The organism is Pseudomonas sp. BNK-30 (assembly GCF_047456185.1).
Classification (GTDB): Bacteria; Pseudomonadota; Gammaproteobacteria; order Pseudomonadales; family Pseudomonadaceae; genus Aquipseudomonas; species Aquipseudomonas putida_E.
Map to the genome: position 1 here is coordinate 4,780,152 of NZ_CP179904.1, position 25,966 is coordinate 4,806,117.

Here is a 25,966-nt window from a genome sequence, read left to right on the forward strand (position 1 = left end):
ATGTAGAACGTTATCCACAGATTGGTGCGTGCATAAGAATAAACATAAAAACAAAGCTTTTTTAAATTTCTTCTCTCTAGTTTCTGTTATCAGCCACTCATCCACAGCCTGGTCAAAATTTGCGCAAAAGGTTTCTTTAGAGGGGGTGAAGTCCCTATACTTGTCCGCTTACCTTCTCTATTCGCAAAAACAGGCACGAGGTGCGTGGTGGATTTCCCTTCCCGTTTTGAAGTGATCGTCATCGGCGGCGGCCATGCCGGTACCGAGGCTGCGCTTGCGTCTGCACGCATGGGTGTGAAAACCCTGCTGCTGACCCATAACGTGGAAACCCTCGGTCACATGAGCTGCAACCCGGCCATCGGTGGCATCGGTAAAAGCCATCTAGTCAAAGAGATCGATGCGCTCGGCGGTGCCATGGCACTGGCCACTGACAAGAGCGGCATCCAGTTCCGCGTGTTGAACAACCGCAAGGGCCCGGCTGTTCGCGCCACCCGTGCACAGGCCGACCGCGCCATCTACAAGGCCGTGGTTCGCGAAATCCTGGAAAACCAGCCAAATCTGTGGATATTCCAGCAGTCCTGTGACGACCTGATCGTCGAGCAAGACCAGGTCAAAGGCGTGGTTACGCAAATGGGGCTGCGGTTCTTCGCCGATTCGGTGGTGCTCACGACCGGCACTTTCCTGGGTGGCCTTATCCACATCGGCCTGCAGAACCATTCCGGCGGCCGCGCTGGCGATCCACCGTCGATTGCCTTGGCCCACCGCATGCGTGAATTACCGCTGCGCGTCGGTCGTCTGAAAACCGGTACACCTCCGCGTATCGACGGTCGTTCGGTGGACTTTTCGGTGATGACCGAGCAGCCGGGCGACACACCAATCCCGGTCATGTCGTTCATGGGCAACGCCGCGATGCACCCGCGTCAGGTCAGCTGCTGGATTACCCACACCAATGCGCGTACCCACGAAATCATCGCTTCGAACCTCGACCGTTCGCCGATGTACTCGGGCGTCATCGAAGGTGTCGGCCCGCGTTACTGCCCGTCGATCGAGGACAAGATCCATCGCTTTGCCGACAAGGAAAGCCATCAGGTGTTCATCGAGCCGGAAGGCCTGACCACCCATGAGCTGTACCCCAACGGCATTTCCACTTCGCTGCCGTTTGACGTGCAGCTGGAGCTGGTGCGCTCGATTCGCGGTATGGAAAATGCGCACATCGTGCGCCCGGGCTATGCCATCGAATACGACTACTTCGATCCGCGTGACCTCAAGTACAGCCTCGAGACCAAGGTTATCGGTGGCTTGTTCTTCGCTGGCCAGATCAACGGCACTACCGGTTACGAAGAAGCCGGCGCCCAAGGCCTGCTGGCCGGTACCAACGCCGCACTGCGCGCGCAGGGCCGCGAAAGCTGGTGCCCGCGCCGTGACGAGGCGTACATCGGAGTGCTGGTCGACGACCTGATTACCCTGGGTACCCAGGAGCCGTACCGCATGTTCACTTCGCGAGCCGAATACCGGTTGATCCTGCGCGAAGACAACGCCGACCTGCGCCTGACCGAGAAAGGTCGTGAGCTTGGTCTGATCGACGACCAGCGCTGGGCCGCGTTCTGCGCCAAGCGTGACGGCATCGAGCGTGAGGAACAGCGCTTGAAATCGACCTGGGTACGCCCGAATACACCGCAGGGCCAGGCCGTTGTGGATAAGTTCGGTACCCCGCTGAGCCACGAATACAGCCTGCTCAACCTGCTGGCGCGACCGGAAGTGGACTACGCCGGGCTGATCGAAGCGACCGGCGGCGAACAGATCGATCCACAGGTTGCCGAACAGGTCGAAATCAAGACCAAGTACGCTGGCTACATCGATCGCCAGCAGGACGAGATCGCTCGCCTGCGTGCCAGTGAAGACACCTGCCTGCCTGTGGATATCGACTACACCTCGATTTCCGGCCTGTCCAAGGAAATCCAGGGCAAGCTCGGCCAGACTCGCCCGCAGACGCTGGGCCAGGCTTCGCGGATCCCTGGCGTGACACCAGCGGCAATTTCCCTGTTGTTGATACATCTGAAAAAACGCGGCGCTGGCCGCGAATTGGAGCAAAGCGCTTGAGTTCCCTGGTCACCCCGCAACACGCTGAAGAGTTGTCCACAGGTGCACGCCAGCTCGGTGTCGAGCTGAGCGCCGAGCAGCACGAACGGCTGCTTGGCTACCTGGCCCTGTTGATCAAATGGAACAAAGCCTACAACCTGACGGCCGTGCGCGACCCGAACGAGATGGTTTCGCGCCATCTGCTGGACAGCCTCAGCGTAATGGGTTTTATCCACAGCGATCGCGATAGCTGGCTCGATGTCGGCAGCGGCGGTGGCATGCCCGGGATTCCATTGGCTATCCTGCATCCGCACAAACGCGTAACCGTGCTGGACGCCAACGGCAAGAAAACCCGCTTCCTCACCCAGGTGAAGATGGAGCTGAAACTGGACAACCTCACGGTTATCCACAGCCGGGTCGAGGCCTTCCAGCCAGCACAGCCGTTCAAGGGCATCATCTCTCGCGCCTTCAGCAGCATGGAGAACTTCACCAACTGGACCCGCCACTTGGGCGACACCGGGACGCAATGGCTTGCAATGAAGGGGCTGCATCCTGCCGATGAACTGGTAGCATTGCCCGCAGACTTCACAGTGGAAAGCGAGCAGGCCCTGACCGTTCCAGGTTGCCAGGGCCAGCGCCATCTGCTGATACTGCGCCGCAAGGCATGACTGGGAACACACGCAACAATGGCTAAGGTATTCGCAATCGCGAACCAGAAAGGTGGAGTGGGTAAAACCACCACCTGTATCAATCTCGCCGCATCGCTGGCTGCGACCAAGCGTCGTGTGCTGCTGATCGACCTCGATCCGCAGGGCAACGCCACCATGGGCAGCGGTGTGGACAAACACGAACTCGAACACTCGGTCTACGACCTGCTGATCGGGGAATGCGACCTTGCCCAGGCCATGCACTACTCCGAGCATGGTGGCTTCCAGTTGCTGCCGGCCAACCGCGACCTGACTGCCGCGGAAGTGGTGCTGCTGGAAATGCAGGTCAAGGAGAGCCGCCTGCGCAACGCCCTGGCGCCTATCCGCGAGAATTACGACTTCATCCTCATCGATTGCCCACCGTCGCTGTCGATGCTGACGCTCAATGCCCTGGTCGCCTCCGATGGCGTGATCATTCCGATGCAGTGCGAGTATTACGCACTGGAAGGTCTCAGCGACCTTGTGGATAACATCAAGCGCATTGCCGCCCGTCTGAACCCGGAGCTGAAGATCGAAGGGCTGCTGCGCACCATGTACGACCCGCGTCTTAGCCTGAACAACGATGTATCGGCGCAGCTCAAGGAGCACTTCGGCGAGCAGCTTTACGATACCGTCATTCCGCGCAACATCCGCTTGGCCGAGGCACCGAGCTTTGGCATGCCGGCGCTGGCCTACGACAAGCAATCGCGTGGCGCACTGGCCTATCTGGCCCTGGCCGGGGAACTGGTTCGCCGTCAACGCCGTCAATCACGCACTGCACAAACAACTTAAGGAATCCGCATGGCCGTTAAGAAACGGGGTCTCGGACGTGGGTTGGATGCACTGCTCAGTGGTCCTTCCGTCAGCGCGCTCGAAGAGCAGGCTGTCAAGATCGACCAGAAAGAACTGCAACACCTGCCGGTCGAGTTGATCCAGCGCGGTAAATACCAGCCGCGCCGTGACATGGATCCGCAGGCGCTGGAAGAACTGGCGCACTCGATTCGCACGCACGGTGTGATGCAGCCGATCGTGGTGCGCCCGATCGATGGCAACCGCTACGAGATCATTGCCGGTGAGCGCCGCTGGAGGGCCACGCAGCAGGCTGGCCTGGACACCGTCCCGGCGATGGTGCGGGAAGTGCCTGATGAAGCGGCCATCGCCATGGCCCTCATCGAGAACATCCAGCGAGAGGACCTCAACCCGTTGGAAGAGGCCCTGGCCCTGCAGCGCCTGCAACAGGAGTTCGAACTGACCCAGCAGCAGGTAGCCGATGCCGTAGGCAAGTCGCGGGTTACCGTGGCCAATCTGCTGCGCCTGATCTCGCTGCCTGAAGCGATCAAGACCATGCTTGCCCATGGTGATCTGGAGATGGGCCACGCACGTGCTTTGCTCGGTCTTGAAGAAGATCGCCAGGAAGAAGGGGCGCGTCATGTTGTCGCACGTGGGCTTACCGTGCGCCAAACCGAGGCACTGGTGCGCCAGTGGCTCAGTGGCAAACCTGACCCGGTAGAACCGAGCAAACCTGATCCGGATATCGAGCGCCTTGAACAGAGGCTCGCAGAGCGCCTGGGCTCCGCGGTGCAGATTCGTCACGGAAACAAGGGAAAAGGCCAGTTGGTTATTCGCTATAACTCGCTCGACGAGTTGCAGGGCGTCCTTGCTCACATCCGCTGAAACAATTCCAGTTGTAGCGCGCAGTCGGAAATCACTACCCAAGAGTTGAATAGGGGTTAATCCACCCCTATACTCTGCGCGCATTTTGTCGGCACAATTTATGCCAAGTCGTTACTGACTTGTTGGTCGACTTCTGAGGAGCAGTTGTGATGGAAATCCGCACGCCAAACCGCCTGCCTTTCCATCGCTGGGCGGTTTTTCCGGTACTGCTGGCTCAATTTGTCGTGCTGCTGCTGGCAACATTGGTGTTGTGGCAGTGGAAAGGGGCAGTCAGTGGATATTCAGGTCTCTGCGGAGGTTTGATTGCCTGGCTGCCCAATATGTATTTCGCCTGGAAGGCTTTTCGCTTTAGCGGAGCCCGGGCGGCGCAGGCCATCGTCAAGTCGTTTTACGCAGGCGAGGCCGGCAAGATGATTTTGACGGCAGTGCTGTTCGCACTGACCTTCGCAGGAGTGAAGCCACTGGCGCCGTTAGCAGTCTTCGGCGTCTTCGTGTTGACCCTTTTGGTCAGCTGGTTTGCGCCCCTGCTGATGAATAAAAGACTTTCGAGACCTTAGGGCGTTTGAGGCAACCATGGCAGCAGAAACCGCTTCGGGCTATATCCAGCACCACTTGCAGAACCTGACCTACGGTCAACTACCAGACGGCAGCTGGGGCTTCGCCCATTCGGCTGCAGAAGCCAAGGCAATGGGCTTCTGGGCGTTCCACCTGGACACCCTGGGTTGGTCCGTCGCGCTGGGTCTGATCTTCCTGTTCATCTTCCGCATGGCGGCGAAGAAGGCGACCTCCGGCCAGCCTGGCGGTCTGCAGAACTTCGTCGAAGTGATGGTCGATTTCGTCAACGGCAGCGTGAAGGACTCCTTCCACGGCCGTAGCCCGGTGATTGCGCCGCTGGCACTGACCATCTTCGTCTGGGTATTCCTGATGAACGCCGTCGACCTGGTACCGGTCGACTGGATTCCTCAGCTGGCCATCCTGATTTCCGGTGATCCGCACATTCCGTTCCGCGCCGTGTCGACCACCGACCCGAACGCGACGCTGGCAATGGCCTTCTGCGTGTTCGCCCTGATCATCTTCTACAGCATCAAGGTCAAGGGCCTGGGCGGCTTCATCGGTGAGCTGACCCTGCACCCGTTCGGCAGCAAGAACATCTTCGTGCAGATCCTGCTGATTCCGGTCAACTTCCTGCTCGAGTTCGTCACCCTGATCGCCAAGCCGATCTCGCTGGCGCTGCGACTGTTCGGCAACATGTACGCCGGCGAGCTGGTGTTCATCCTGATCGCCGTGATGTTCGGCTCCGGCCTTCTGTGGCTGAGCGGCCTGGGTGTGGTGCTGCAGTGGGCGTGGGCTGTGTTCCACATCCTGATCATCACCCTGCAAGCTTTCATCTTCATGATGCTTACCATCGTCTACCTGTCGATGGCTCACGAAGATAACCATTAAGACCGCCTGGCGTGTCTGATAGCCTTCCCCGCTCGTTTGGGGGGAGGGCTTTAAAAGTCCGCAAGGGCAGCTGTTCCAAACGATTTGTTTTACCGCTTCAAACTAAAAACCTAACCAATACGACGTAAAAGTCGGGAGGAAAGATGGAAACTGTAGTTGGTCTGACCGCTATCGCTGTTGCTCTGCTGATCGGCCTGGGTGCTCTGGGTACCGCCATTGGTTTCGGCCTGCTGGGCGGCAAATTCCTGGAAGGCGCTGCTCGTCAGCCTGAGATGGTTCCGATGCTGCAGGTCAAAATGTTCATCGTTGCCGGTCTGCTCGACGCCGTAACCATGATCGGTGTTGGTATCGCTCTGTTCTTCACCTTCGCGAATCCGTTCGTTGGTCAGATCGCCGGCTAATCACTCGTATTCACGAGTTGATGGCTGTATGAATTAAGACCGAGCGAGGTGTTGGCGTGAACATTAATGCAACCCTGATTGGCCAATCCGTTGCTTTCCTGATTTTTGTACTCTTCTGCATGAAGTATGTATGGCCTCCGGTCATCACTGCTCTGCAAGAGCGCCAAAAGAAGATTGCCGACGGCTTGGACGCTGCCAACCGCGCAGCTCGCGACCTGGAGCTGGCCCAAGAGAAAGCGGGTCAGCAACTGCGTGAAGCTAAAGCACAGGCAGCCGAAATCATTGAGCAAAGCAAGAAACGCGCTGCTCAGCTTGTCGAGGAAGCCCGTGAACAGGCCCGCGTCGAAGCTGACCGTGTGAAGGCTCAGGCTCTGGCCGAGATCGAACAGGAACTGAACAGTGCCAAAGACGCCCTGCGTGCCCAAGTGGGTGCCCTGGCCGTTGGCGGTGCTGAAAAGATCCTTGGCGCCACAATCGATCAAAACGCGCATGCGGAGCTGGTTAACAAACTGGCCGCTGAAATTTAAGCGAGGGCGATCATGGCAGAACTGACCACGTTGGCCCGACCTTACGCTAAGGCTGCCTTTGAGCATGCCCAGGCCCATCAGCAACTGGCCAATTGGTCAGCCATGCTCGGCCTGGCTGCTGCGGTGTCGCAAGACGACACCATGCAGCGCCTGCTCAAGGCCCCGCGACTGACGAGCGCAGAAAAGGCCGCCACGTTCATTGACGTGTGCGGTGACAAGTTCAATGCACAGGCACAGAATTTCATTCATGTTGCCGCGGAAAACGACCGTCTCCTGCTTCTGCCGGAGATTGCCGCTCTGTTCGACCTGTACAAGGCCGAGCAAGAGAAATCCGTGGACGTGGAAGTCACCAGTGCCTTCGCGTTGAACCAAGAACAGCAAGACAAACTCGCCAAGGTTCTCAGTGCACGGTTAGGCCAGGAAGTGCGCCTGCACGCGTCGGAGGATGCCAGCCTGATTGGCGGCGTCGTCATCCGCGCTGGTGACCTGGTAATCGATGGCTCTGTTCGCGGCAAAATCGCGAAACTGGCCGAAGCATTGAAATCTTGAGTTTGAAGGGGCAGCAGAGCAATGCAGCAACTCAATCCTTCCGAAATTAGTGAAATCATCAAGGGCCGCATCGACAACCTCGATGTGAGCTCCCAAGCCCGTAACGAAGGTACCGTCGTTTCGGTTTCCGACGGTATCGTGCGGATCCACGGTCTGGCCGACGTCATGTACGGCGAAATGATCGAGTTCCCTGGCGGCGTCTACGGCATGGCCCTGAACCTGGAGCAAGACTCCGTAGGTGCAGTGATCCTGGGTGCCTATGACACCCTCGCCGAAGGCATGAGCGCCAAGTGCACCGGCCGCATCCTGGAAGTTCCGGTTGGTAAGGAACTGCTGGGCCGCGTAGTCGACGCACTGGGCAACCCGATCGATGGCAAAGGTCCTCTGGGCAACACCGAGACCGACGCGGTCGAGAAAGTTGCTCCAGGCGTGATCTGGCGTAAGTCGGTAGACCAGCCTGTACAGACTGGCTACAAGTCCGTCGACGCCATGATCCCGGTCGGCCGTGGCCAGCGTGAGCTGATCATCGGTGACCGTCAGATCGGCAAGACCGCCATGGCCATCGACGCCATCATCAACCAGAAAGACTCCGGTATTTTCTGCGTTTATGTTGCTGTCGGCCAGAAGCGTTCCACCGTTGCCAACATCGTTCGCAAGCTGGAAGAAAACGGCGCCCTGGCCAACACCATCGTGGTGGTTGCCAGTGCTTCGGAATCCGCCGCACTGCAATTCCTGGCGCCATACGCCGGTTGCACCATGGGCGAGTTCTTCCGTGACCGCGGCGAAGACGCACTGATCGTTTACGATGACCTGTCCAAGCAGGCCGTTGCCTACCGTCAGATCTCCCTGCTGCTGCGCCGTCCACCAGGACGTGAAGCGTACCCAGGCGACGTGTTCTATCTCCACTCCCGCCTGCTGGAGCGTGCATCGCGCGTTTCGGAAGAGTACGTCGAGAAGTTCACCAACGGTGCTGTAACTGGCAAAACCGGTTCCCTGACTGCGCTGCCGATCATCGAAACTCAGGCTGGCGACGTTTCCGCGTTCGTTCCGACCAACGTGATTTCCATCACCGACGGTCAGATCTTCCTGGAATCGGCCATGTTCAACTCGGGCATCCGTCCTGCAGTGAACGCCGGTGTTTCGGTATCCCGCGTAGGTGGTGCTGCTCAGACCAAGATCATCAAGAAGCTGTCCGGTGGTATTCGTACCGCTCTGGCTCAGTACCGTGAACTGGCTGCATTCGCCCAGTTCGCCTCCGATCTGGACGAAGCGACCCGCAAGCAGCTGGAGCATGGTCAGCGCGTTACCGAGCTGATGAAGCAGAAGCAGTACGCGCCAATGTCCATCGCGGACATGGCCCTGTCGCTGTACGCCGCTGAGCGTGGTTTCCTGACTGACGTAGAAGTCTCCAAGATCGGCAGCTTCGAGCAAGCACTGATCGCCTTCTTCAACCGTGATCACGCTGAACTGATGGCGAAGATCAATGTGAAGGGTGACTTCAACGACGAAATCGACGCAGGCCTGAAAGCCGGTATCGAGAAGTTCAAGGCCACCCAGACCTGGTAAGCCGCAGCGGGGGCTCAGGCCCCCGCTTGCTAACCTGATAGGTGATACATGGCAGGCGCAAAAGAGATTCGCAGTAAGATTGCGAGCATCAAAAGCACGCAAAAAATTACCAGCGCCATGGAGAAAGTGGCGGTCAGCAAGATGCGCAAGGCACAAATGCGCATGGCTGCTAGCCGTCCTTACGCGGAGCGTATCCGCCAGGTGATCGGTCATCTGGCCAACGCCAACCCGGAATACCGCCACCCCTTCATGATCGAGCGCCCTGTAAAGCGTGCCGGTTATATTGTGGTGAGCAGTGACCGTGGTCTGTGCGGTGGCTTGAATACCAACCTGTTCAAGGCCCTGGTCAAGGACATGAACGCGAACCGCGAACAGGGCGTGGAAATCGACCTGTGCGTGATCGGCAGCAAGGGTGCGACTTTCTTCCGCATCTTTGGCGGCAACGTCGTAGCCGCGATCAGCCACTTGGGCGAAGAGCCATCGATCAACGATCTGATCGGCTCCGTCAAAGTGATGCTGGACGCCTACCTGGACGGCCGTATCGATCGCCTCTGCGTGGTTTCGAACAAGTTCATCAATACCATGACCCAGAAGCCGGCGGTCGAGCAATTGGTACCGTTGGTGGCAACCCCGGATCAGGAACTCAAGCACCACTGGGATTACCTGTACGAACCCGACGCAAAAGAGCTGCTGGACGGCTTGATGGTGCGTTACGTGGAGTCGCAGGTATACCAGGCGGTGGTCGAGAACAACGCTGCTGAACAAGCGGCCCGGATGATCGCGATGAAGAACGCCACAGACAACGCCGGTGATTTGATCAAAGAGCTCCAGCTGATCTACAACAAGGCGCGTCAGGCTGCGATCACCCAGGAGATCTCGGAAATCGTCGGCGGCGCTGCCGCGGTTTAACGGTTCACATATTCAGAGGATCCAGCTATGAGTAGCGGACGTATCGTTCAAATCATCGGCGCCGTCATCGACGTGGAATTCCCACGTGACGTCGTGCCGAGTGTATACAACGCGCTGAAAGTACAAGGCGCGGAAACCACCCTGGAAGTTCAGCAGCAGCTGGGCGACGGCGTGGTTCGTACCATTGCGATGGGCTCGACCGAAGGCCTGAAGCGCGGTCTGGATGTCGTCGACACCGGTGCTGCCATTTCCGTTCCTGTTGGTAAGGCCACCCTGGGCCGTATCATGGACGTACTGGGCAACCCGATCGACGAAGCCGGCCCGATCGGCGAAGAAGAGCGTCGCGGTATCCACCAGCCAGCGCCTTCGTTCGCTGACCAGGCAGGCGGCAACGACCTGCTGGAAACCGGCATCAAGGTTATCGACCTGGTTTGCCCGTTCGCCAAGGGTGGTAAGGTTGGTCTGTTCGGTGGTGCCGGTGTCGGCAAGACCGTAAACATGATGGAACTGATCCGTAACATCGCCATGGAACACAGCGGTTACTCCGTGTTCGCTGGTGTGGGTGAGCGTACTCGTGAGGGTAACGACTTCTACCACGAGATGAAGGACTCCAACGTTCTCGACAAAGTAGCCTTGGTCTACGGTCAGATGAACGAGCCACCAGGAAACCGTCTGCGCGTAGCGCTGACCGGCCTGACCATGGCTGAGAAGTTCCGTGACGAAGGTAACGACGTTCTGCTGTTCGTCGACAACATCTATCGTTACACCCTGGCCGGTACCGAAGTATCCGCACTGCTGGGCCGTATGCCTTCGGCAGTAGGTTACCAGCCGACCCTGGCTGAAGAGATGGGCGTTCTGCAAGAGCGCATCACCTCCACCAAGGAAGGTTCGATCACCTCCGTCCAGGCCGTATACGTACCAGCGGACGACTTGACCGACCCGTCGCCAGCGACCACCTTCGCCCACCTGGACGCCACCGTCGTTCTGTCCCGTGACATCGCCTCCCTGGGTATCTACCCAGCGGTCGACCCACTGGACTCGACTTCGCGTCAGCTGGACCCGAACGTGATCGGCAATGAGCACTACGACACTGCTCGTGGCGTTCAGTATGTTCTGCAGCGCTACAAAGAGCTGAAGGACATCATTGCGATCCTGGGTATGGACGAACTGTCCGAGACCGACAAGCAATTGGTAGCCCGCGCTCGTAAGATCCAGCGCTTCCTGTCGCAGCCGTTCTTCGTGGCCGAAGTTTTCACCGGTTCGCCAGGTAAGTACGTTTCCCTGAAAGACACCATCGCTGGCTTCAGCGGCATCCTCAAAGGTGACTACGACCACCTGCCAGAACAAGCGTTCTACATGGTCGGCAGCATCGACGAAGCGATCGAGAAAGCCAAGAAACTGTAATTCCTGCGCCCCGCAAGGGGCGCTATCAGGTTGAGGCAAGCAGATGGCTATGACAGTCCATTGCGATATCGTCAGCGCGGAAGGAGAGATTTTCTCCGGTCTGGTCGAGATGGTGGTTGCGCACGGTAACCTGGGTGATCTTGGTATCGCTCCAGGCCACGCGCCTCTGATCACCAATCTGAAGCCAGGTCCGATCACGCTGACCAAGCAGGGTGGCGCCCAAGAGGTGTATTACATCTCTGGTGGTTTCCTCGAGGTTCAGCCGAACATGGTCAAGGTGCTTGCCGATACCGTGCAACGTGCTACAGACCTGGATGAAGCTCAGGCTCAGGAAGCCCTCAAGGCTGCCGAGAACGCCCTGAGTCTGAAAGGCGCGGACTTCGATTACGGCGCCGCCGCCGCACGTCTGGCCGAGGCCGCAGCTCAGCTGCGTACCGTCCAGCAAATGCGCAAAGGCAAGTAATCGGCCCCGGCTGATCACTGCTGTTGCGATTGAGTAAAAGGGTAGCCTCGGCTACCCTTTTTCTTTTTCCGAATTCCCCCTCGGTCATTTCTCTGACCGCCCAGGATTGGTAGCCAGTCAATGTCACTCGATATCGTTATTCTCGCCGCCGGCCAAGGTACCCGCATGCGCTCGGCGCTGCCCAAGGTGCTGCACCCGGTGGCCGGCAATTCCATGCTCGGTCATGTTATCCACAGCGCACGGCAGCTTCAGCCTCAAGGCATTCACGTAGTGATTGGCCATGGTGCGGAGCAGGTGCGTGAGCGCCTGGCAGCCGACGACCTGAATTTCGTTATGCAAGACAAGCAACTGGGTACCGGGCATGCCGTTGCCCAAGCGCTGCCGGCGATCACTGCCGACACGGTGCTGGTGCTGTATGGCGACGTACCGCTGATTGAAGTGGAAACCCTGCAACGCCTGCTGGCCAAGGCCACCGACCAGCAGCTGGGCCTGCTCACCGTTAACCTGCAAGACCCGACCGGCTACGGGCGCATTGTGCGTGATGCCCAAGGCAAGGTGACTGCGATCGTCGAGCACAAGGACGCCAGCGATGTGCAGAAAGCGATCAAGGAAGGCAATACCGGCATCCTGGCCCTGCCAGCCGCTCGCCTTGCCGACTGGATGGGGCGTTTGTCGAACAACAACGCCCAAGGTGAGTATTACCTGACCGACGTCATCGCCATGGCAGTGGCTGATGGCCTGGTGGTGGCTACCGAACAACCGCACGACCCGATGGAAGTGCAGGGTGCCAATGACCGGCGCCAGCTATCCGAACTCGAGCGCCACTATCAACTGCGCGAAGGCCGACGATTGATGGCACAGGGTGTGACCCTGCGTGACCCGGCTCGTTTCGACGTGCGTGGTGAAGTGACCGTTGGTCGCGATGTGCTGATCGATATCAACGTCATCCTCGAAGGCAAGGTCGTGATCGAGGACGACGTTCAGATTGGGCCTAACTGCGTGATCAAGGACAGCACCCTGCGCAAAGGCGTGGTGGTCAAGGCCAACAGCCATATTGAAGGCGCCGTGATGGGCGAGGGTAGCGATGCCGGCCCGTTCGCGCGCCTGCGCCCGGGCAGCGTGCTGGATGCCAAGGCCCATGTGGGTAACTTTGTCGAACTGAAGAATGCCCACCTGGGTGAAGGCGCCAAAGCGGGTCACTTGAGCTACCTGGGTGATGCCGAGATCGGGGCACGCACCAATATTGGTGCTGGCACCATCACGTGCAACTACGATGGCGCCAACAAGTTCAAGACTGTGATGGGCGAGGATGTGTTCATCGGTTCGAACAACTCGTTGGTGGCGCCTGTGGATATCAAGGCAGGGGCCACGACTGCGGCGGGTTCGACGATTACCCAGACTGTCGAGGCTGGGCAACTTGCCGTGGGACGTGCGCGTCAACGCAACATCGAGGGCTGGAAGCGGCCGGAGAAGATCAAGAAGGGCTGATTATCCACAGCCCGTTCGATCGAAAGCCGACTTGTGTGAATAAGTCGGCTTTTTTATTGGCTGTAAAGGCATCGGAGGGGCAAGCCGCTGCACCGCGATCGGTGGCATTTATTTATCCACAGGCCGGTGATTTTTCAGATCGACAGCCTTGACGAAATCTCTCTCATAGGTTTTGATTGCAATTATTATCTTTCGAATCGAAACTTAAGCGCCCATGTCGAAACGAAATACCCCCCAACGCCGTCACAACATCCTGGCCATGCTCAGCGAGCAAGGTGAGGTCAGTGTGGACGCGTTGGCCAAGCGCTTTGAAACGTCGGAAGTCACCATACGCAAGGACCTCGCGGCCCTAGAGGCCAATGGTTTGCTGCTGCGTCGTTACGGCGGCGCGGTACCGGTTCCGCAGGAGATGCTTGGGGAAACCGCACAGCCAGTGTCTGCCTACAAGAAAGCCATCGCCCGCGCTGCTGTCGGCCGTATTCGTGAACACGCGCGGATCATCATCGACAGTGGCAGCACTACTGCCGCGATGATCCCGGAGCTCGGTCGCCAGCCAGGCCTGGTGGTGATGACCAACTCTTTGAACGTGGCCCGCGCCATTAGCGAGCTTGAGCATGAACCGGTACTGCTGATGACCGGCGGCACCTGGGACCCGCACTCCGAGTCGTTCCAGGGCCAGGTCGCCGAGCAGGTACTGCGCTCATACGATTTCGACCAGTTGTTCATCGGCGCAGATGGCATCGACCTCAACCGCGGCACCACGACTTTCAATGAGCTGCTGGGCCTGAGCCGAGTCATGGCCGAAGTGGCCCGCGAGGTGATCGTGATGGTCGAATCCGACAAGGTCGGGCGCAAGATCCCCAATCTTGAACTGCCTTGGGGCAGTGTCAGCACCCTCATTACAGACGAACGCCTGCCAGCAGCGGCACGCGAACAGATTCAAGCCCGCGGCGTCAACCTGATCTGCGCCGCGATCAGCCAGGAGAAATAATCATGTGTGGAATCGTTGGCGCCGTAGCTGAACGCAACATCACCGCCATTCTCATCGAAGGCCTCAAGCGGCTCGAGTACCGCGGCTACGACAGCGCCGGCCTTGCCGTTTATACCCAGCAAGGTGAACTGCAGCGCCGGCGCCGCATCGGCAAGGTCGCTGAACTGGACGCTGCCAACGCTGCCGACCCGCTGATCGGCCAGTTGGGCATTGCCCACACCCGTTGGGCTACCCACGGCGCACCGACCGAGGGCAATGCGCACCCGCATTTCTCGGGTGAAGAAGTGGCAGTGGTACACAACGGCATCATCGAAAACCATGAAGAGCTGCGCGAAGAGCTCAAAGGCCTTGGCTATGTGTTCGTTTCGCAAACCGATACCGAGGTTATCGTCCACCTGATCCACCATACCCTCAAGACCATCCCGGACCTGGCGGACGCACTGAAGTCAGCGGTCAAGCGCCTGCACGGTGCCTATGGCCTGGCGCTGATCAGCGTGAAACAACCCGATCGTCTGGTTGCCGCGCGCAGTGGCAGCCCGTTGGTGATTGGCCTTGGCCATGGTGAGAATTTCCTGGCTTCCGACCAGTTGGCGCTGCGCCAGGTCACTGACCGCTTCATGTACCTGGAGGAGGGCGACATCGCTGAGATCCGCCGTGACCAGGTGAAGGTCTGGGATCAGGCCGGCAACGCGGTCCAGCGCGAAACCGTGCAGTATCACGAAGGCGCCGAAGCCGCTGACAAGGGCGCATATCGCCACTTCATGCTCAAGGAGATTCACGAGCAGCCGACCGTGGTTCAGCGCACTCTGGAAGGCCGCCTGGGCAAGGACCATGTGCTGGTCCAGGCCTTTGGCCCACAGGCTGCTGAACTGTTCGCCAAGGTGCGCAACGTGCAGATCGTGGCCTGTGGTACCAGCTACCACGCAGGCATGGTTGCCCGGTACTGGCTGGAAAGCTTGGCCGGCATCCCTTGCCAGGTCGAAGTCGCCAGTGAGTTCCGCTACCGCAAGGTGGTGGTCCAGCCGGACACCCTGTTCGTTTCGATTTCCCAGTCTGGCGAAACTGCCGACACCCTCGCTGCCCTGCGCAATGCCAAGGAACTGGGCTTCCTCGGCAGCCTGGCCATCTGCAACGTGGGTATCAGCTCGCTGGTACGCGAATCCGACCTGACCCTGCTGACACTGGCCGGCCCGGAAATCGGCGTGGCGTCGACCAAGGCGTTCACTACCCAGCTGGTATCGCTGATGCTGCTGACCCTGGCCCTGGGCCAGGTGCGTGGCACCCTCGAGGCTGGTGTGGAAGCGGAGCTGGTCGAAGAGCTGCGTCGCCTGCCGGCACGCCTGGGCGAAGCCCTGGCCATGGACCACACCGTCGAAAAGATCGCCGAGCTGTTCGCCGACAAGCACCACACCCTGTTCCTGGGCCGTGGTGCGCAGTACCCGGTTGCGATGGAGGGTGCGCTCAAGCTCAAAGAGATTTCCTACATCCACGCCGAAGCGTACCCGGCGGGTGAGCTCAAGCATGGCCCGCTGGCGCTTGTGGATAACGACATGCCGGTGGTAACGGTAGCGCCGAACAACGAGCTGCTGGAGAAGCTCAAGTCGAACCTGCAGGAAGTCCGCGCCCGGGGTGGTGAGCTGGTGGTGTTCGCCGATGAGCACGCCGGTATGAGCAACGGCGAAGGTACCCATGTAATCAAGGTACCGCACATCGCTGACGCGCTGGCACCGATCCTGTACACCATTCCACTGCAGTTGCTGTCGTACTACGTGGCGGTGCTCAAGGGCACTGATGTTGACCAGCCGCGTAACTTGGCTAAGTCGGTGACGGTGGAATAAGCATCGGCGGCCAAGAGGCCAATTGGTTTCGTTGAATTAAAACGGTCGTCGAACAATTGAAACTGCCGCCGGTAGAGGGGGAAGCGTTCGCTTTTCCTCTACCGGCGGTTTTACAAGCCTCCCTGCTTCTCCCCTACCTCAGACTGGCGTTTTCTCGCAGCCTTCCCAATTAAGGCTGATGAAACTCTTTCGTCGTACGTGACAAGCGCCATCCCGCGTCGCCTTACATTGCAGGCGACTGATCAACTCCCGCCCTGGCCCAGAATGTTTCTGCAGACTGACTGAGGGTTGCTTTTGGCCGGGTCAGATGAATTTCCAGGGGAATGTCCCAGCTTTCATCGAGCGCCCGGATCAAACGCCCGTCCAGTATCTCCTGCTCCGTAAGGCTCTTGGGTAGCCACGCCACGCCCTTGCTTTCCAAGGCCATGGACATCAACACCGCTGCAAGGTGACTGGTGAACAGGGGCTTGAGGTGAAGGTAATCTTCTTTGCCGCGCAGTCTGTGCGCGACGATACGGCCCAGTCCGGATTCATGGGTGTAGGCGAGGTAAGGCAATGCCGCAGGAGAAGTACCGAAGTCAGCGCGGGCACTGGCAAGCGGAACGAGAGTGTCTTCGCCTACCTTCTTGCTGGTGAACTGTTCGGGTGCCAATAGCGGCGGTACGTCGGGGTGGCGGTGGCATAGCAAAAACTGAACCTGGCCATGAATCAGCATTTGCTCACAAACGGCCATGCTATCTGAGTGCAGTTGAACTGCCTCGATTGGCGCACCGCTTTCGGAACTCCGGAGCCACTTCGGGAAGAATGTAAACGAGAGGGAGTGTGTCGCTGCGAATTGTAGTGACCTGGCTGCTACCCCTGCGACCTCTTGAGCTTCGCTGCGTATCCGGTACAAGGATCGGGCCGCTTCTTGGGCACTGGGCAAGATATGCCTGCCAGCCTCGGTGAGCGTGGCTCCATGTGGTGAGCGCACGAACAGCTCAACTCCCATCCAGTTCTCAAGAGAGCGGACTCTGCGGCTGAAGGCCGGCTGGGTTACGTGTCGCGCTTCGGCCGCCCGCACGAAGCTTCCGTACTCCGCCAGCGCTGAAAGATCTTCTAGCCAAACAAGTTCCAAGGGCCATGCCTCCTGTGCATAGGGTCCGGCATTAATAGCATTGGGCGAGCGCTACCTCAAAGCATAACGTGGGGTCACATACAACAAGAGGAACCCGTCATGCGTATCGTCGACATCCGTGAAAAAACCGTTTCCATTGCCTCGCCAATCGCCAATGCCTATATCGATTTTTCCAAGATGACCTGCTCGGTCGTCGCTGTTGTCACGGATGTGATTCGCGACGGTAAGCCGGTCATCGGCTATGGCTTCAACTCCAACGGTCGCTATGGCCAAGGCGCTTTGATGCGTGACCGCTTCCTTGCACGTATCACTGAAGCAGACCCAGAGACTCTCATCGACCACGAAAACAACAACCTGGACCCGTTTGCCATCTGGAAAACCCTGATGACCAACGAGAAACCAGGAGGTCACGGTGAGCGCTCTGTCGCCGTGGGCACCATCGACATGGCGGTTTGGGATGCCGTAGCAAAAATCGAAGGAAAACCGCTGTACCGCTTGCTCGCTGATCGTTACCGCAACGGCGTCGCCGACGATAAAGTCTGGGTGTACGCAGCCGGCGGCTATTACTACCCTGGCAAAGATCAAACCAAGCTCAAAGCCGAGATGCAGAGCTATCTCGACCGCGGCTACGACGTCGTGAAAATGAAGATCGGCGCGGTCCCGCTGGACGAGGACATCCGCCGTATCGAAGCCGTGCTTGAAGTGGTTGGCGACGGCCGCCGCCTGGCCGTCGATGCCAATGGGCGCTTCGATCTGCAGACCGGCATCGCCTACGCCGAAGCCATCAAGAAATACAACCTGTTCTGGTACGAAGAGATCGGTGATCCGCTCGACTACGCGCTGCAGGCTGAGCTGGCAAATCACTATGAACTGCCTATGGCCACTGGCGAAAACCTGTTCTCTCATCAGGACGCCCGCAACCTGCTGCGCCACGGCGGTATGCGACCTGATCGTGACTATCTGCAGTTCGACTGCGCGCTGTCTTACGGCCTTGTCGAATACATGCGCACCCTCAAGGTGATGGAAGAAATGGGCTGGTCTTCCCGCCGCGTTGTACCCCACGGTGGCCACCAGATGTCGCTCAACATTGCCGCCGGCCTGCACCTTGGTGGTAACGAGTCGTACCCGGATGTTTTCCAGCCGTTCGGCGGCTTCGCGGACGGTATCAAGGTTGAAAACGGCTACGTCGGCCTGCCCGACATTCCGGGTGTGGGCTTTGAAGCCAAATCCGCCTTGTACGCAGTGATGCGTGAGCTGGGCGAGGGTTGATCATCCTCGGTATGCGGTCTCTGTAGAAGAGGCCGCAGTACCAGGCGGAGCGCAGCACCGCCAAGCCACATGCCCATCACAAAAATAAAATGAGGTGCTTTCGTGGAAATTTCCAAATCCCGCTGGTACGGCCAGCTGTATGTGCAAGTGCTGATCGGCATCGTGATCGGCGCGGCAATCGGTTACTTCTTACCCGATATCGGTGCCAAGCTCCAACCTTTCGCCGATGGCTTCATCAAACTGATCAAGATGCTCTTGGCACCGATCATCTTCGGTACTGTCGTTGTTGGTATCGCCAAGATGGGCAGCATCAAAGAGGTTGGCCGAATTGGCGTTAAGGCGCTTATCTACTTCGAGATACTGTCGACCATTGCCTTGGTCGTCGGCCTCATTGTGGTCAACATCGTTAAACCCGGCGAAGGCATGAACATCAATGCCAACGCCCTCGATGGCAGTGCCATCAGCAAATACAGCCAAGCCGCGAGTGAACAAGGCGGCACGATCGAATTCTTCCTCAATATCATCCCGCATACCTTCGTCGGCGCTTTCTCCAACGGCGTAATGCTGCAGGTGATCCTGCTTTCTGTCTTGATGGGCGTCGCTCTGGTGCAGATGGGTGAAACCAGCAAGCCGCTGATCAATACCATCGACTTGTTCCTTCAAGGCCTGTTCAAAATCGTCGCAATGGTCATGCGCCTCGCTCCGATCGGCGCCGGTGCCGGCATGGCATTCACCATTGGCAAGTACGGTATCGGCACGTTGCTGTCACTCGGCCAATTGCTGATCGCACTGTATATCACCACTCTGATATTCATTGTGGTCGTGCTCGGTGCCGTCGCCAGATGGTCCGGAATGCCGCTGATGCAGTTCCTCCGTTACTTCAAAGATGAAATTCTCATCACCCTAGGTACCTGCTCAACCGAAGCCGTGCTTCCGAGAATGATGGTGAAACTGGAGAAGCTTGGCTGCAAGAAATCGGTGGTCGGCATGGTGCTGCCTACGGGCTACACCTTCAACGCGGACGGCACATGCATCTACCTCACAATGGCTGCCATCTTCATCGCCCAAGCGACCAACACGCCGCTGACATTCATGGATCAAATGATTCTGCTGGCCGTATTCCTGCTGACCTCCAAAGGCTCGGCTGGCGTTGCGGGTGCGGGGTTTGTAACGCTGGCTGCAACGCTCACAACTATCCATTCCATTCCGCTGGTAGGCCTTGTGCTGCTGCTGGGCATCGATCGGTTCCTCAACGAAGCGCGGGCGGTGACCAACCTGATCGGTAATGGCATCGGCACCATCGCGATCGCCAAGTGGGACAACTCCTTTGATGTCGAAGCTTGTGAACGAGAAATCGCAGCCATGAAACAGGAAAAGGCGGCAAGGAAGGCCTTGCTGGCGCATAAGTGACTCACCTTCACTTCCGGTCATCGCGCTTGAAAGTCGGCGATGATCGGTTGTGATCTGGTTTCTTTAGCCCCGCAAAGCGTGCTCTGCACCAGCTGAATGAATTTGATGGAGCCGAATATGATCGAGCGATCGCATCATGAATTGCGCAAGGCGTTTGGTGATTTGCTTCAAGGACATGTCTGTAAATTTGCTGCTTCCGTATTCGATCCCATATCGGTGCGTATGGCATCCGACCTCGGTTTCGAGGTGGGTATACAGGGAGGGTCTGTCGCCTCGCTTCAAGTGCTTGGGGCACCGGACATTGCACTCCTGACGCTTGATGAGTATGTCGAGCAGGTCAACAGAGTTGGGCGTGCGAGCCAAATCCCTATCATCGCTGACGCTGACCATGGGTTTGGGAATGCGCTGAATGTCATGCGCACAGTCACTGAGTTACAGAAAGCCGGCGTTGCCGCGTTGACTTTGGAAGACACTCATCTGCCGGCCAGATACGAAGAGCAATCGCCGGCGTTGATCGGAGGGGAAGAGGCAGCAGCCAAGATCTACGCTGCTCGATTTTCCCGCTCGGATGACAGCCTCAGCATCATCGCCAGAACGAACGTGGCCGCAACCACTCTGGAAGATTCTATCGCTCGTACTGCGGCCTATGAGAAAGCGGGTGCAGATGCTATCTGCTTGGTCGGGGTCAAAGACTTCCATCACCTAGCGGCACTCACGGAACACCTCACCACGCCGATCATGCTTATCAACTACGGTAATCCGGCCCTCAGTGATGTTGAAAAACTCAGCGCGGCCAATGTGCGCATCGTGGTCAATGGGCATACTCCTTATTTTTCAGCGATCAAGTCGATCTACCAAGCGCTGCGTGAGCAAAGCGGTTCACAGGGGCGCGAACTCTCCCTCCCTGAGCTGATTTCGAAGTACACGCGCGTCGAAAGTTATCGAGAGTGGACGAAGACGTATCTGAAGGTAGGGCACGACTCGCCACGCTGAGTCATCCCACGCGGCCCGGTGAAAGCGGAGGCCTGACGGCCCCCGCATTTCCTCACTGATCAGTTTGCCTGGTGTGCAATCTCACTGTGCCTAGGCAGTGCGATCGAGATGAGTGCGGCAGCCAATACGAAGATGCTGGAGACCCACAAACAAGCCTCTAACCCATAAGCTTGGAACACCCAACCTGACAGCAACGTGCCGACCAAGCGACCGAGGGCGTTGGACATGTAGTAGAAGCCTACATCCAGGGAGACGCCGTCTTCCTTGGCATAGCTGACGATCAGGTAGCTGTGCAGCGATGAGTTCACCGCGAACAGCACGCCGAACAGCATCAACCCACCAAGCAGCACTATTTGCGCCGACCAGCCTGCCGACAGGCCCACGGCTATGAGCGCAGGGAGCCCGGCCAGGGCGATTGCCCAGATGAAGGCCGCTCTGCCATCGGGCACATGACCGCGCTTCTTGCCGGTGATGTGAGGAGCAAGCGACTGGACGATGCCATAGCCGATCACCCACGCGGCCAAGAAACCACCGACCAGCCAGAAGTCCCAGCCAAACGCCGTGCTCAGGTACACCGGCAACGCCACCACGAACCAGACGTCCCGCGCACCGAACAAAAACAGCCGTGCGGCCGAGAGGATGTTGATGGCCCGGCTCTTGGACAGCATGTCGCGGAACTTCGGTTTGGCCTTGGCTTTGCCCAAGTCCTTTTTCAGCAGCATCAAACTGCCGATCCAGATCAGAGCCAGTACTGCTGCCATGGCCAGCACCGCCAGGGTGAAACCAAGCAGCGCAAGCAGTGCTCCCCCGAGGAAGAAGCCGACGCCTTTGAGCGCGTTCTTGGAGCCCGTGAGGATGGCCACCCACTTGTAGAGCGTGCCTTGCTGGCTGTCCGGGACCAGGAGCTTGATGGAGCTTTTGGCGCTCATCTTGTTCAGGTCCTTGGCGATGCCGGATAGCGCCTGGGCGGCCATCACCCACGGCACCGTCAGCCCGGCTGCCGGTACCGTGAGCATCAGCAAGGCCACAACCTGCATGCCAAGGCCGATGTTCATGGTGCGGTTGAGCCCCAGGCGGGCGCCGAGGTAACCGCCCACCAGATTGGTGATCACACCGAACACTTCGTAGAACAGGAACAGCGCCGCGATCTGCAGCGGCGTGTAGCCCAGCGAATGGAAGTGCAGCACCACCAGCATGCGCAATGCGCCGTCGGTGAGGGTGAAGGCCCAGTAATTGCCGGTAACCAGCAGGTACTGACGCACTTGTGCAGGCAGGGCTGACAACGCCTTCATGATCGCTGTTTACTCCGCTGCGCCGACCAAGCGTGCCAGCTCAACTGCACGGTTGGCGTAGCCCCACTCGTTGTCGTACCAGGCGTAGATCTTCACCTGGGAACCATTGACCACCAGGGTGGACAGCGCATCGATGATTGAGGAGCGTGGATCGGTGCGGTAGTCGATGGACACCAAGGGGCGCTCTTCGTAGCCCAGGATGTCCTTCAGCGGCCCTTCGGCAGCGGCTTTCAGCAGCGCGTTGACCTCTTCAGCCGTCGTCTGTCGTTCCACTTCGAACACGCAGTCTGTCAGCGAGGCATTGGCCAGCGGTACACGCACGGCGTGACCATTCAGCTTGCCGCGCAGCTCGGGGAAGATCTCGGCGATTGCGGTGGCCGAGCCTGTGGTGGTCGGTATCAGGCTCATGCCCGAGGCACGCGCGCGCCGCAGGTCCTTGTGCGGTGTATCGAGGATGCTCTGGGTATTGGTGAGGTCGTGAATGGTGGTGATCGAGCCGTGGCGGATGCCCAGGTTCTCGTGAATCACCTTGACCACCGGGGCCAGGCAGTTGGTGGTGCAAGAAGCGGCGGTGACGATACGGTGCTGCGCCGGGTCGAACAGGTGCTGGTTGACGCCCATCACCACGTTCAGTGCGCCTTTCTCCTTCACTGGAGCGCAGACCACCACACGTTTGACGCCCTGATCCAGGTAGGCCTGGAGCACGGCTACCGACTTCATCTTGCCGCTGGCCTCGATGACCAGATCGCAGCCCGACCAGTCTGTGTCCGCGATGGTCTTGTTCGCGGTGACCTTGATGCGCTTGCCTTCGATCACTACCACGTTACCTTCTGCGCGGGCTTCACGGTGCCAGCGTCCGTGGATCGAATCGAAGTTGATCAGATGGGCATGGGTCTCGGCGTCACCGGCCGGGTCATTGATCTGCACAAACTCGAATTCTGGCCAGTCCCAGGACGCGCGGAGCGCCAAGCGACCAATACGGCCAAACCCGTTGATACCTACTTTGATAGCCATGTTCTTGTTCTCGGATCGCGATTAGCGAAAGGTCAGAGGGTGTCGCTGAACTGGTTGATGTACCCAACGTGCGCAGCGTTGCCAGCACGGAATACGTGTGCAGTTGCCTGCTCAGAAAGCCTCAAATGGATCGTTGATTGACACGCTTGGATAGTTCCTCTGCCGACTCCTTGCGCTCGGAGTAGCGATCGACCAGGTAGTCGGAGCGGTCACGAAGCAGAAGGGTGAACTTCACCAGCTCCTCCATCACGTCGACGACACGGTCGTAGTACGAAGAGGGCTTCATGCGGCCCGCCTCATCGAATTCCAGATAGGCCTTCGGCACGGACGACTGGTTAGGGATGGTGAACATGCGCATCCAGCGGCCGAGGACGCGCAGCTGGTTGACCACGTTGAACGACTGCGAGCCACCGCAGACCTGCATCACCGCAAGGGTTTTGCCTTGGGTCGGGCGCACGGCGCCCATGCTCAGTGGAATCCAGTCGATCTGCGACTTGAACACGCCAGTCATTGCACCGTGGCGTTCTGGCGAGCACCAGACCATGCCTTCGGACCACAGCACCAGATCGCGCAGCTGCTTGACCATGGGGTGGTCATCGGGGGCGTCGTCCGCCAATGGCAGGCCGGACGGATTGAAGATGCGCGTCTCGGCACCGAAGTGCTCCAGCAGGCGTGCTGCTTCTTCCGTCAGCAGGCGGCTGAACGAGCGTTCTCGGATCGATCCGTACAGCAGCAGAATGCGAGGCTTATGGGTGGACTTTTGCTCGACTGCCAGTTTGTCTGCGGTCGGCAGGTCGACCAGGTCGTTGTCGATGTTGGGGATGTGGTGTTCGGTCATGATTTACTCCTGAGACAAGGCGCCAGGTGGCTGAAAGCGGTCTCGCAGAGGGTGTTGCGGCAGCTATTGGCTGTGCAGAGGAACAGGACTTTCATCGGTTCTTCTCGGCAAGGATCAGCAGCACGAGGCGACGCGTTGTGGGCGGTCACCCATGGAGTCCAGTCGTTTGGTGCTGGTACTCAGCCATTCACGGTTGGCCTCCAGCGTCGTTGCCAGGACCTCACGTACCCAGGCGGGAAGCGATGGATGCAGCCGGTAATAAACCCACTGGCCCTGGCGGCGGTCTTCCACCAGGTCACAGGTGCGCAGCTGCGCCAAGTGGCGGGAAACCTTGGGCTGGCTTTCTTCCAGCGCGCAGGTCAGTTCACAGACGCAGAGTTCTTCCTCGCGAGCGATCAGCAGCATCATCCGAATGCGGTTTTCGTCGGCGAGGCATTTGAAGACCTTGGTAGGGGTCAGCGAGTCAGTCATGGGGTTACTCAGTGTTTGGTATTCACAAGGACGAGCAGCTTGATGCGCTCATGGATCTCGTGAAGGGTGTGTCGGAAGGCATCGTGTTTGTCACTGGTCGCTGCGCTGAAAGCGTCGAAATGCACAGGGTTCGTGTGCCGGAGCAAAGCTTGGCGAGCGAGCTGCGTTTGCGGTACAAACAAACAGGACGCGGATCTTGCCAATCCGCGCCTATATGTTTTTTCGAATATACGCTTTTCCGAATATATCGCAACCCTTCGATGATGGGTGTACTCATCCTGGATGAGCAGACACCCCCAGGCGGGAACTGGCGTAGCTACTGCGACAGCCTGCAGTTGTTCGCCCAGCGGAAAACGCAACATGCACACCTAAGGCTATGCTGCCCCTGCCAGTGACCCACCCACGCTGCGCTTCTCTCTTATAAAACACGTCACCATCGCCGCCACGCCAATGCTGAAGATATAAAGCGCCTGCGGGCCGGATTGCTCCATCATCGCACTGGCAATCAAGGGCCCGATGGTGGCGCCAATGCCAAACGTCATCAGCAATACCCCAGCCACCGCTACACGCAGCTCAGGCTCCAGATTGTGGTTGGCATGCGCCACACCCAGTGGATACAGGCAGAACTGCAAGAAACCGATGGTGGCGCCCGCCAAAATTATCCACAGCTGCCCTGATGCCAGGCCCAGAGCCAGCGGCAGGTAAGCGATGCACAGCAATAAGGCCGTAGCCCGGATCAGCGTGATGCGCGAAAAATGATCCGACAGTTTGCCCAGCGGCAGCTGCGCCAGCAGCCCGGCGGCAATGCTGATGGCCATGAACTGCCCAACCTGCGCCGGGGTAAAGCCCAGTTGCGCGGCGAAGATTGGGGTCAGCCCATACAGGCAGCCGTTCAGCAATCCCGAAGCAAGGATGGTGAACAACGATTGAGGAAGCCGGCGCAGGTACAGCATCGGTTTGATCCGAGCCTGGCTGATACCGCTCGGCTGGGCGCCGCTGTGCAGGGCCACTGGGATCAAGCCAATGGCAAAGGCAATGGCCACGCCTGTCAGCGCCAGTGTGTGCAACCCATCTCCAAGGCTGAGCATCAGCTGGCCAAGCATCATGCCGACATAGCTGGCCACCATGTACAGCGACATGGCGCCGCCTCGCCGGTTAACCGGAGCACAGTCGTTGAGCCAGCTCTCGATGACCATCAACTGGCACATCATCGCTGCCCCCACGATAAACCGCAGGGCAAGCCACAGCGGCAAGCCATCACTGAGCTGGTGCGTAAGCACCGCGGTCACTATCACCCCGGCGCTCACCACAAAGGCCCGCGCATGGCCGGCCAGGCCAATCAGCCAGTAGCCGGAGCGGGCTCCGAACACCATCCCCAACGCGTTTGCGGCCATCAGCGCGCCGCCCCACAACTGTGCCACTCCGGCTGCATCCAGGCGCAGGGCCAGGTAGGTCATCAGCAGGCTGGAGCCCAGTTGCATCAACAAGGCAGCGACATAAATCGTGCCGAACCTTTTACTTAGTGCGAACAATTGGCTTCCCCA

General features: G+C 58.7%; 25 protein-coding genes and 2 pseudogenes. 19 read left to right on the top strand and 8 right to left on the bottom strand.

Annotated features, from left to right (window positions below; all coding sequences use genetic code 11):
* Positions 1–207: 207 nt before the first annotated feature.
* From mnmG to glmS, 16 genes are all read left to right on the top strand, one after another.
* Positions 208–2,100, top strand: a complete 1,893-nt coding sequence (mnmG, locus tag ACMGGN_RS22175; protein ID WP_012316954.1) for a tRNA uridine-5-carboxymethylaminomethyl(34) synthesis enzyme MnmG — start codon at positions 208–210, stop codon at positions 2,098–2,100.
* A complete protein-coding gene (rsmG, locus tag ACMGGN_RS22180) occupies positions 2,097–2,747 on the top strand; it encodes a 16S rRNA (guanine(527)-N(7))-methyltransferase RsmG (protein ID WP_115273204.1) in 651 nt (216 codons plus the stop codon). Before mnmG ends, rsmG begins: the two co-directional genes overlap by 4 nt.
* 18 nt (positions 2,748–2,765) lie before the next feature.
* The gene (locus ACMGGN_RS22185) at positions 2,766–3,557 is read left to right on the top strand and encodes a ParA family protein (protein WP_012316952.1); all 792 of its coding nucleotides are present in this window, start codon (positions 2,766–2,768) and stop codon (positions 3,555–3,557) included.
* 9 nt (positions 3,558–3,566) lie between these two features.
* Positions 3,567–4,439: a ParB/RepB/Spo0J family partition protein gene (locus ACMGGN_RS22190; protein ID WP_046786784.1), complete on the top strand. Its 873-nt coding sequence runs from the start codon at positions 3,567–3,569 to the stop codon at positions 4,437–4,439.
* Between the two features lie 149 nt (positions 4,440–4,588).
* Positions 4,589–4,996: a F0F1 ATP synthase subunit I gene (locus ACMGGN_RS22195; RefSeq protein ID WP_012316950.1), complete on the top strand. Its 408-nt coding sequence runs from the start codon at positions 4,589–4,591 to the stop codon at positions 4,994–4,996.
* Positions 4,997–5,012: 16 nt separating this feature from the next.
* Positions 5,013–5,882 carry a F0F1 ATP synthase subunit A gene (atpB, locus tag ACMGGN_RS22200; protein ID WP_003260030.1) on the top strand — a complete coding sequence of 290 codons (870 nt, stop codon included), beginning with the start codon at positions 5,013–5,015 and terminating at the stop codon, positions 5,880–5,882.
* A 143-nt stretch (positions 5,883–6,025) separates the two neighbouring features.
* Positions 6,026–6,283, top strand: coding sequence for a F0F1 ATP synthase subunit C (atpE, locus tag ACMGGN_RS22205; RefSeq protein WP_003097235.1), 258 nt, complete (start codon positions 6,026–6,028; stop codon positions 6,281–6,283).
* A 56-nt stretch (positions 6,284–6,339) separates the two neighbouring features.
* On the top strand, positions 6,340–6,810 hold the full coding sequence (locus ACMGGN_RS22210; protein ID WP_003253189.1) for a F0F1 ATP synthase subunit B: 471 nt from the start codon (positions 6,340–6,342) through the stop codon (positions 6,808–6,810).
* 12 nt (positions 6,811–6,822) lie between these two features.
* Positions 6,823–7,359 (top strand): F0F1 ATP synthase subunit delta, encoded by a 537-nt coding sequence (locus tag ACMGGN_RS22215; protein ID WP_003253191.1) that lies wholly within the window; start codon positions 6,823–6,825, stop codon positions 7,357–7,359.
* A 21-nt stretch (positions 7,360–7,380) separates the two neighbouring features.
* Positions 7,381–8,925, top strand: coding sequence for a F0F1 ATP synthase subunit alpha (gene atpA / locus ACMGGN_RS22220; RefSeq protein WP_021785310.1), 1,545 nt, complete (start codon positions 7,381–7,383; stop codon positions 8,923–8,925).
* A gap of 48 nt (positions 8,926–8,973) precedes the next feature.
* Positions 8,974–9,834 (top strand): F0F1 ATP synthase subunit gamma, encoded by an 861-nt coding sequence (gene atpG, locus ACMGGN_RS22225; RefSeq protein ID WP_414156303.1) that lies wholly within the window; start codon positions 8,974–8,976, stop codon positions 9,832–9,834.
* Between the two features lie 27 nt (positions 9,835–9,861).
* Entirely contained in the window at positions 9,862–11,238 is a 1,377-nt protein-coding gene (gene atpD, locus ACMGGN_RS22230; protein ID WP_016489910.1) for a F0F1 ATP synthase subunit beta, read from the top strand.
* 43 nt (positions 11,239–11,281) lie between these two features.
* Complete coding sequence (locus tag ACMGGN_RS22235; RefSeq protein WP_012316945.1) at positions 11,282–11,701, top strand: F0F1 ATP synthase subunit epsilon; 420 nt, start codon at positions 11,282–11,284, stop codon at positions 11,699–11,701.
* 120 nt (positions 11,702–11,821) lie between these two features.
* Complete coding sequence (glmU, locus tag ACMGGN_RS22240) at positions 11,822–13,189, top strand: bifunctional UDP-N-acetylglucosamine diphosphorylase/glucosamine-1-phosphate N-acetyltransferase GlmU (RefSeq protein ID WP_046786782.1); 1,368 nt, start codon at positions 11,822–11,824, stop codon at positions 13,187–13,189.
* Between the two features lie 214 nt (positions 13,190–13,403).
* Positions 13,404–14,180 carry a DeoR/GlpR family DNA-binding transcription regulator gene (locus tag ACMGGN_RS22245; protein ID WP_039602579.1) on the top strand — a complete coding sequence of 259 codons (777 nt, stop codon included), beginning with the start codon at positions 13,404–13,406 and terminating at the stop codon, positions 14,178–14,180.
* A gap of 2 nt (positions 14,181–14,182) precedes the next feature.
* Positions 14,183–16,018, top strand: coding sequence for a glutamine--fructose-6-phosphate transaminase (isomerizing) (gene glmS, locus ACMGGN_RS22250; RefSeq protein WP_046786781.1), 1,836 nt, complete (start codon positions 14,183–14,185; stop codon positions 16,016–16,018).
* A gap of 223 nt (positions 16,019–16,241) precedes the next feature.
* Here glmS and ACMGGN_RS22255 read toward each other — a convergent pair whose 3' ends face one another.
* Positions 16,242–17,135, bottom strand: coding sequence for a LysR family transcriptional regulator (locus ACMGGN_RS22255; protein ID WP_115273202.1), 894 nt, complete (start codon positions 17,133–17,135; stop codon positions 16,242–16,244).
* A gap of 99 nt (positions 17,136–17,234) precedes the next feature.
* On the opposite strand from ACMGGN_RS22255, the gene ACMGGN_RS22260 reads away from it, so the two are divergent.
* The 3 genes from ACMGGN_RS22260 to ACMGGN_RS22270 all read left to right on the top strand — a co-directional run bounded on the left by ACMGGN_RS22260 (position 17,235) and on the right by ACMGGN_RS22270 (position 20,807).
* Complete coding sequence (locus ACMGGN_RS22260) at positions 17,235–18,404, top strand: mandelate racemase/muconate lactonizing enzyme family protein (RefSeq protein WP_089230364.1); 1,170 nt, start codon at positions 17,235–17,237, stop codon at positions 18,402–18,404.
* Between the two features lie 102 nt (positions 18,405–18,506).
* The gene (gene dctA, locus ACMGGN_RS22265; RefSeq protein ID WP_115273201.1) at positions 18,507–19,814 is read left to right on the top strand and encodes a C4-dicarboxylate transporter DctA; all 1,308 of its coding nucleotides are present in this window, start codon (positions 18,507–18,509) and stop codon (positions 19,812–19,814) included.
* A gap of 117 nt (positions 19,815–19,931) precedes the next feature.
* Positions 19,932–20,807, top strand: a complete 876-nt coding sequence (locus ACMGGN_RS22270; RefSeq protein WP_115273200.1) for an isocitrate lyase/PEP mutase family protein — start codon at positions 19,932–19,934, stop codon at positions 20,805–20,807.
* Between the two features lie 59 nt (positions 20,808–20,866).
* Here ACMGGN_RS22270 and arsJ read toward each other — a convergent pair whose 3' ends face one another.
* From arsJ to ACMGGN_RS22305, 7 genes and pseudogenes are all read right to left on the bottom strand, one after another.
* Entirely contained in the window at positions 20,867–22,099 is a 1,233-nt protein-coding gene (gene arsJ / locus ACMGGN_RS22275; RefSeq protein WP_174142379.1) for an organoarsenical effux MFS transporter ArsJ, read from the bottom strand.
* Between the two features lie 9 nt (positions 22,100–22,108).
* Complete coding sequence (locus ACMGGN_RS22280) at positions 22,109–23,113, bottom strand: ArsJ-associated glyceraldehyde-3-phosphate dehydrogenase (protein WP_237859675.1); 1,005 nt, start codon at positions 23,111–23,113, stop codon at positions 22,109–22,111.
* A 121-nt stretch (positions 23,114–23,234) separates the two neighbouring features.
* The gene (gene arsH / locus ACMGGN_RS22285) at positions 23,235–23,951 is read right to left on the bottom strand and encodes an arsenical resistance protein ArsH (protein WP_414156304.1); all 717 of its coding nucleotides are present in this window, start codon (positions 23,949–23,951) and stop codon (positions 23,235–23,237) included.
* Between the two features lie 17 nt (positions 23,952–23,968).
* Positions 23,969–24,100 (bottom strand): annotated as a pseudogene (locus ACMGGN_RS22290) (arsenate reductase ArsC); the annotation flags it as partial.
* The gene (locus ACMGGN_RS22295; protein WP_115273196.1) at positions 24,066–24,422 is read right to left on the bottom strand and encodes a metalloregulator ArsR/SmtB family transcription factor; all 357 of its coding nucleotides are present in this window, start codon (positions 24,420–24,422) and stop codon (positions 24,066–24,068) included. The gene ACMGGN_RS22295 and the pseudogene ACMGGN_RS22290, both read right to left, overlap by 35 nt.
* A gap of 8 nt (positions 24,423–24,430) precedes the next feature.
* Positions 24,431–24,626 (bottom strand): annotated as a pseudogene (locus ACMGGN_RS22300) (hypothetical protein).
* 170 nt (positions 24,627–24,796) lie between these two features.
* Positions 24,797–25,954 carry an MFS transporter gene (locus ACMGGN_RS22305; protein WP_115273195.1) on the bottom strand — a complete coding sequence of 386 codons (1,158 nt, stop codon included), beginning with the start codon at positions 25,952–25,954 and terminating at the stop codon, positions 24,797–24,799.
* Positions 25,955–25,966: the final 12 nt, after the last annotated feature.

What these genes read in the sequence shown, in the direction of transcription:
- ACMGGN_RS22185 (WP_012316952.1), top strand. Translation starts at nt 2,766, where the DNA reads ATGGCTAAGGTATTCGCAATCGCGAACCAGAAAGGTGGAGTGGGTAAA.
- ACMGGN_RS22190 (WP_046786784.1), top strand. Translation starts at nt 3,567, where the DNA reads ATGGCCGTTAAGAAACGGGGTCTCGGACGTGGGTTGGATGCACTGCTC.
- ACMGGN_RS22195 (WP_012316950.1), top strand. Translation starts at nt 4,589, where the DNA reads ATGGAAATCCGCACGCCAAACCGCCTGCCTTTCCATCGCTGGGCGGTT.
- atpB (WP_003260030.1), top strand. Translation starts at nt 5,013, where the DNA reads ATGGCAGCAGAAACCGCTTCGGGCTATATCCAGCACCACTTGCAGAAC.
- atpE (WP_003097235.1), top strand. Translation starts at nt 6,026, where the DNA reads ATGGAAACTGTAGTTGGTCTGACCGCTATCGCTGTTGCTCTGCTGATC.
- ACMGGN_RS22215 (WP_003253191.1), top strand. Translation starts at nt 6,823, where the DNA reads ATGGCAGAACTGACCACGTTGGCCCGACCTTACGCTAAGGCTGCCTTT.
- atpA (WP_021785310.1), top strand. Translation starts at nt 7,381, where the DNA reads ATGCAGCAACTCAATCCTTCCGAAATTAGTGAAATCATCAAGGGCCGC.
- atpG (WP_414156303.1), top strand. Translation starts at nt 8,974, where the DNA reads ATGGCAGGCGCAAAAGAGATTCGCAGTAAGATTGCGAGCATCAAAAGC.
- atpD (WP_016489910.1), top strand. Translation starts at nt 9,862, where the DNA reads ATGAGTAGCGGACGTATCGTTCAAATCATCGGCGCCGTCATCGACGTG.
- ACMGGN_RS22235 (WP_012316945.1), top strand. Translation starts at nt 11,282, where the DNA reads ATGGCTATGACAGTCCATTGCGATATCGTCAGCGCGGAAGGAGAGATT.
- glmU (WP_046786782.1), top strand. Translation starts at nt 11,822, where the DNA reads ATGTCACTCGATATCGTTATTCTCGCCGCCGGCCAAGGTACCCGCATG.
- ACMGGN_RS22245 (WP_039602579.1), top strand. Translation starts at nt 13,404, where the DNA reads ATGTCGAAACGAAATACCCCCCAACGCCGTCACAACATCCTGGCCATG.
- glmS (WP_046786781.1), top strand. Translation starts at nt 14,183, where the DNA reads ATGTGTGGAATCGTTGGCGCCGTAGCTGAACGCAACATCACCGCCATT.
- ACMGGN_RS22260 (WP_089230364.1), top strand. Translation starts at nt 17,235, where the DNA reads ATGCGTATCGTCGACATCCGTGAAAAAACCGTTTCCATTGCCTCGCCA.
- ACMGGN_RS22270 (WP_115273200.1), top strand. Translation starts at nt 19,932, where the DNA reads ATGATCGAGCGATCGCATCATGAATTGCGCAAGGCGTTTGGTGATTTG.
- arsJ (WP_174142379.1), bottom strand. Translation starts at nt 22,099, where the DNA reads ATGAAGGCGTTGTCAGCCCTGCCTGCACAAGTGCGTCAGTACCTGCTG.
- ACMGGN_RS22280 (WP_237859675.1), bottom strand. Translation starts at nt 23,113, where the DNA reads ATGGCTATCAAAGTAGGTATCAACGGGTTTGGCCGTATTGGTCGCTTG.
- arsH (WP_414156304.1), bottom strand. Translation starts at nt 23,951, where the DNA reads ATGACCGAACACCACATCCCCAACATCGACAACGACCTGGTCGACCTG.
- ACMGGN_RS22295 (WP_115273196.1), bottom strand. Translation starts at nt 24,422, where the DNA reads ATGACTGACTCGCTGACCCCTACCAAGGTCTTCAAATGCCTCGCCGAC.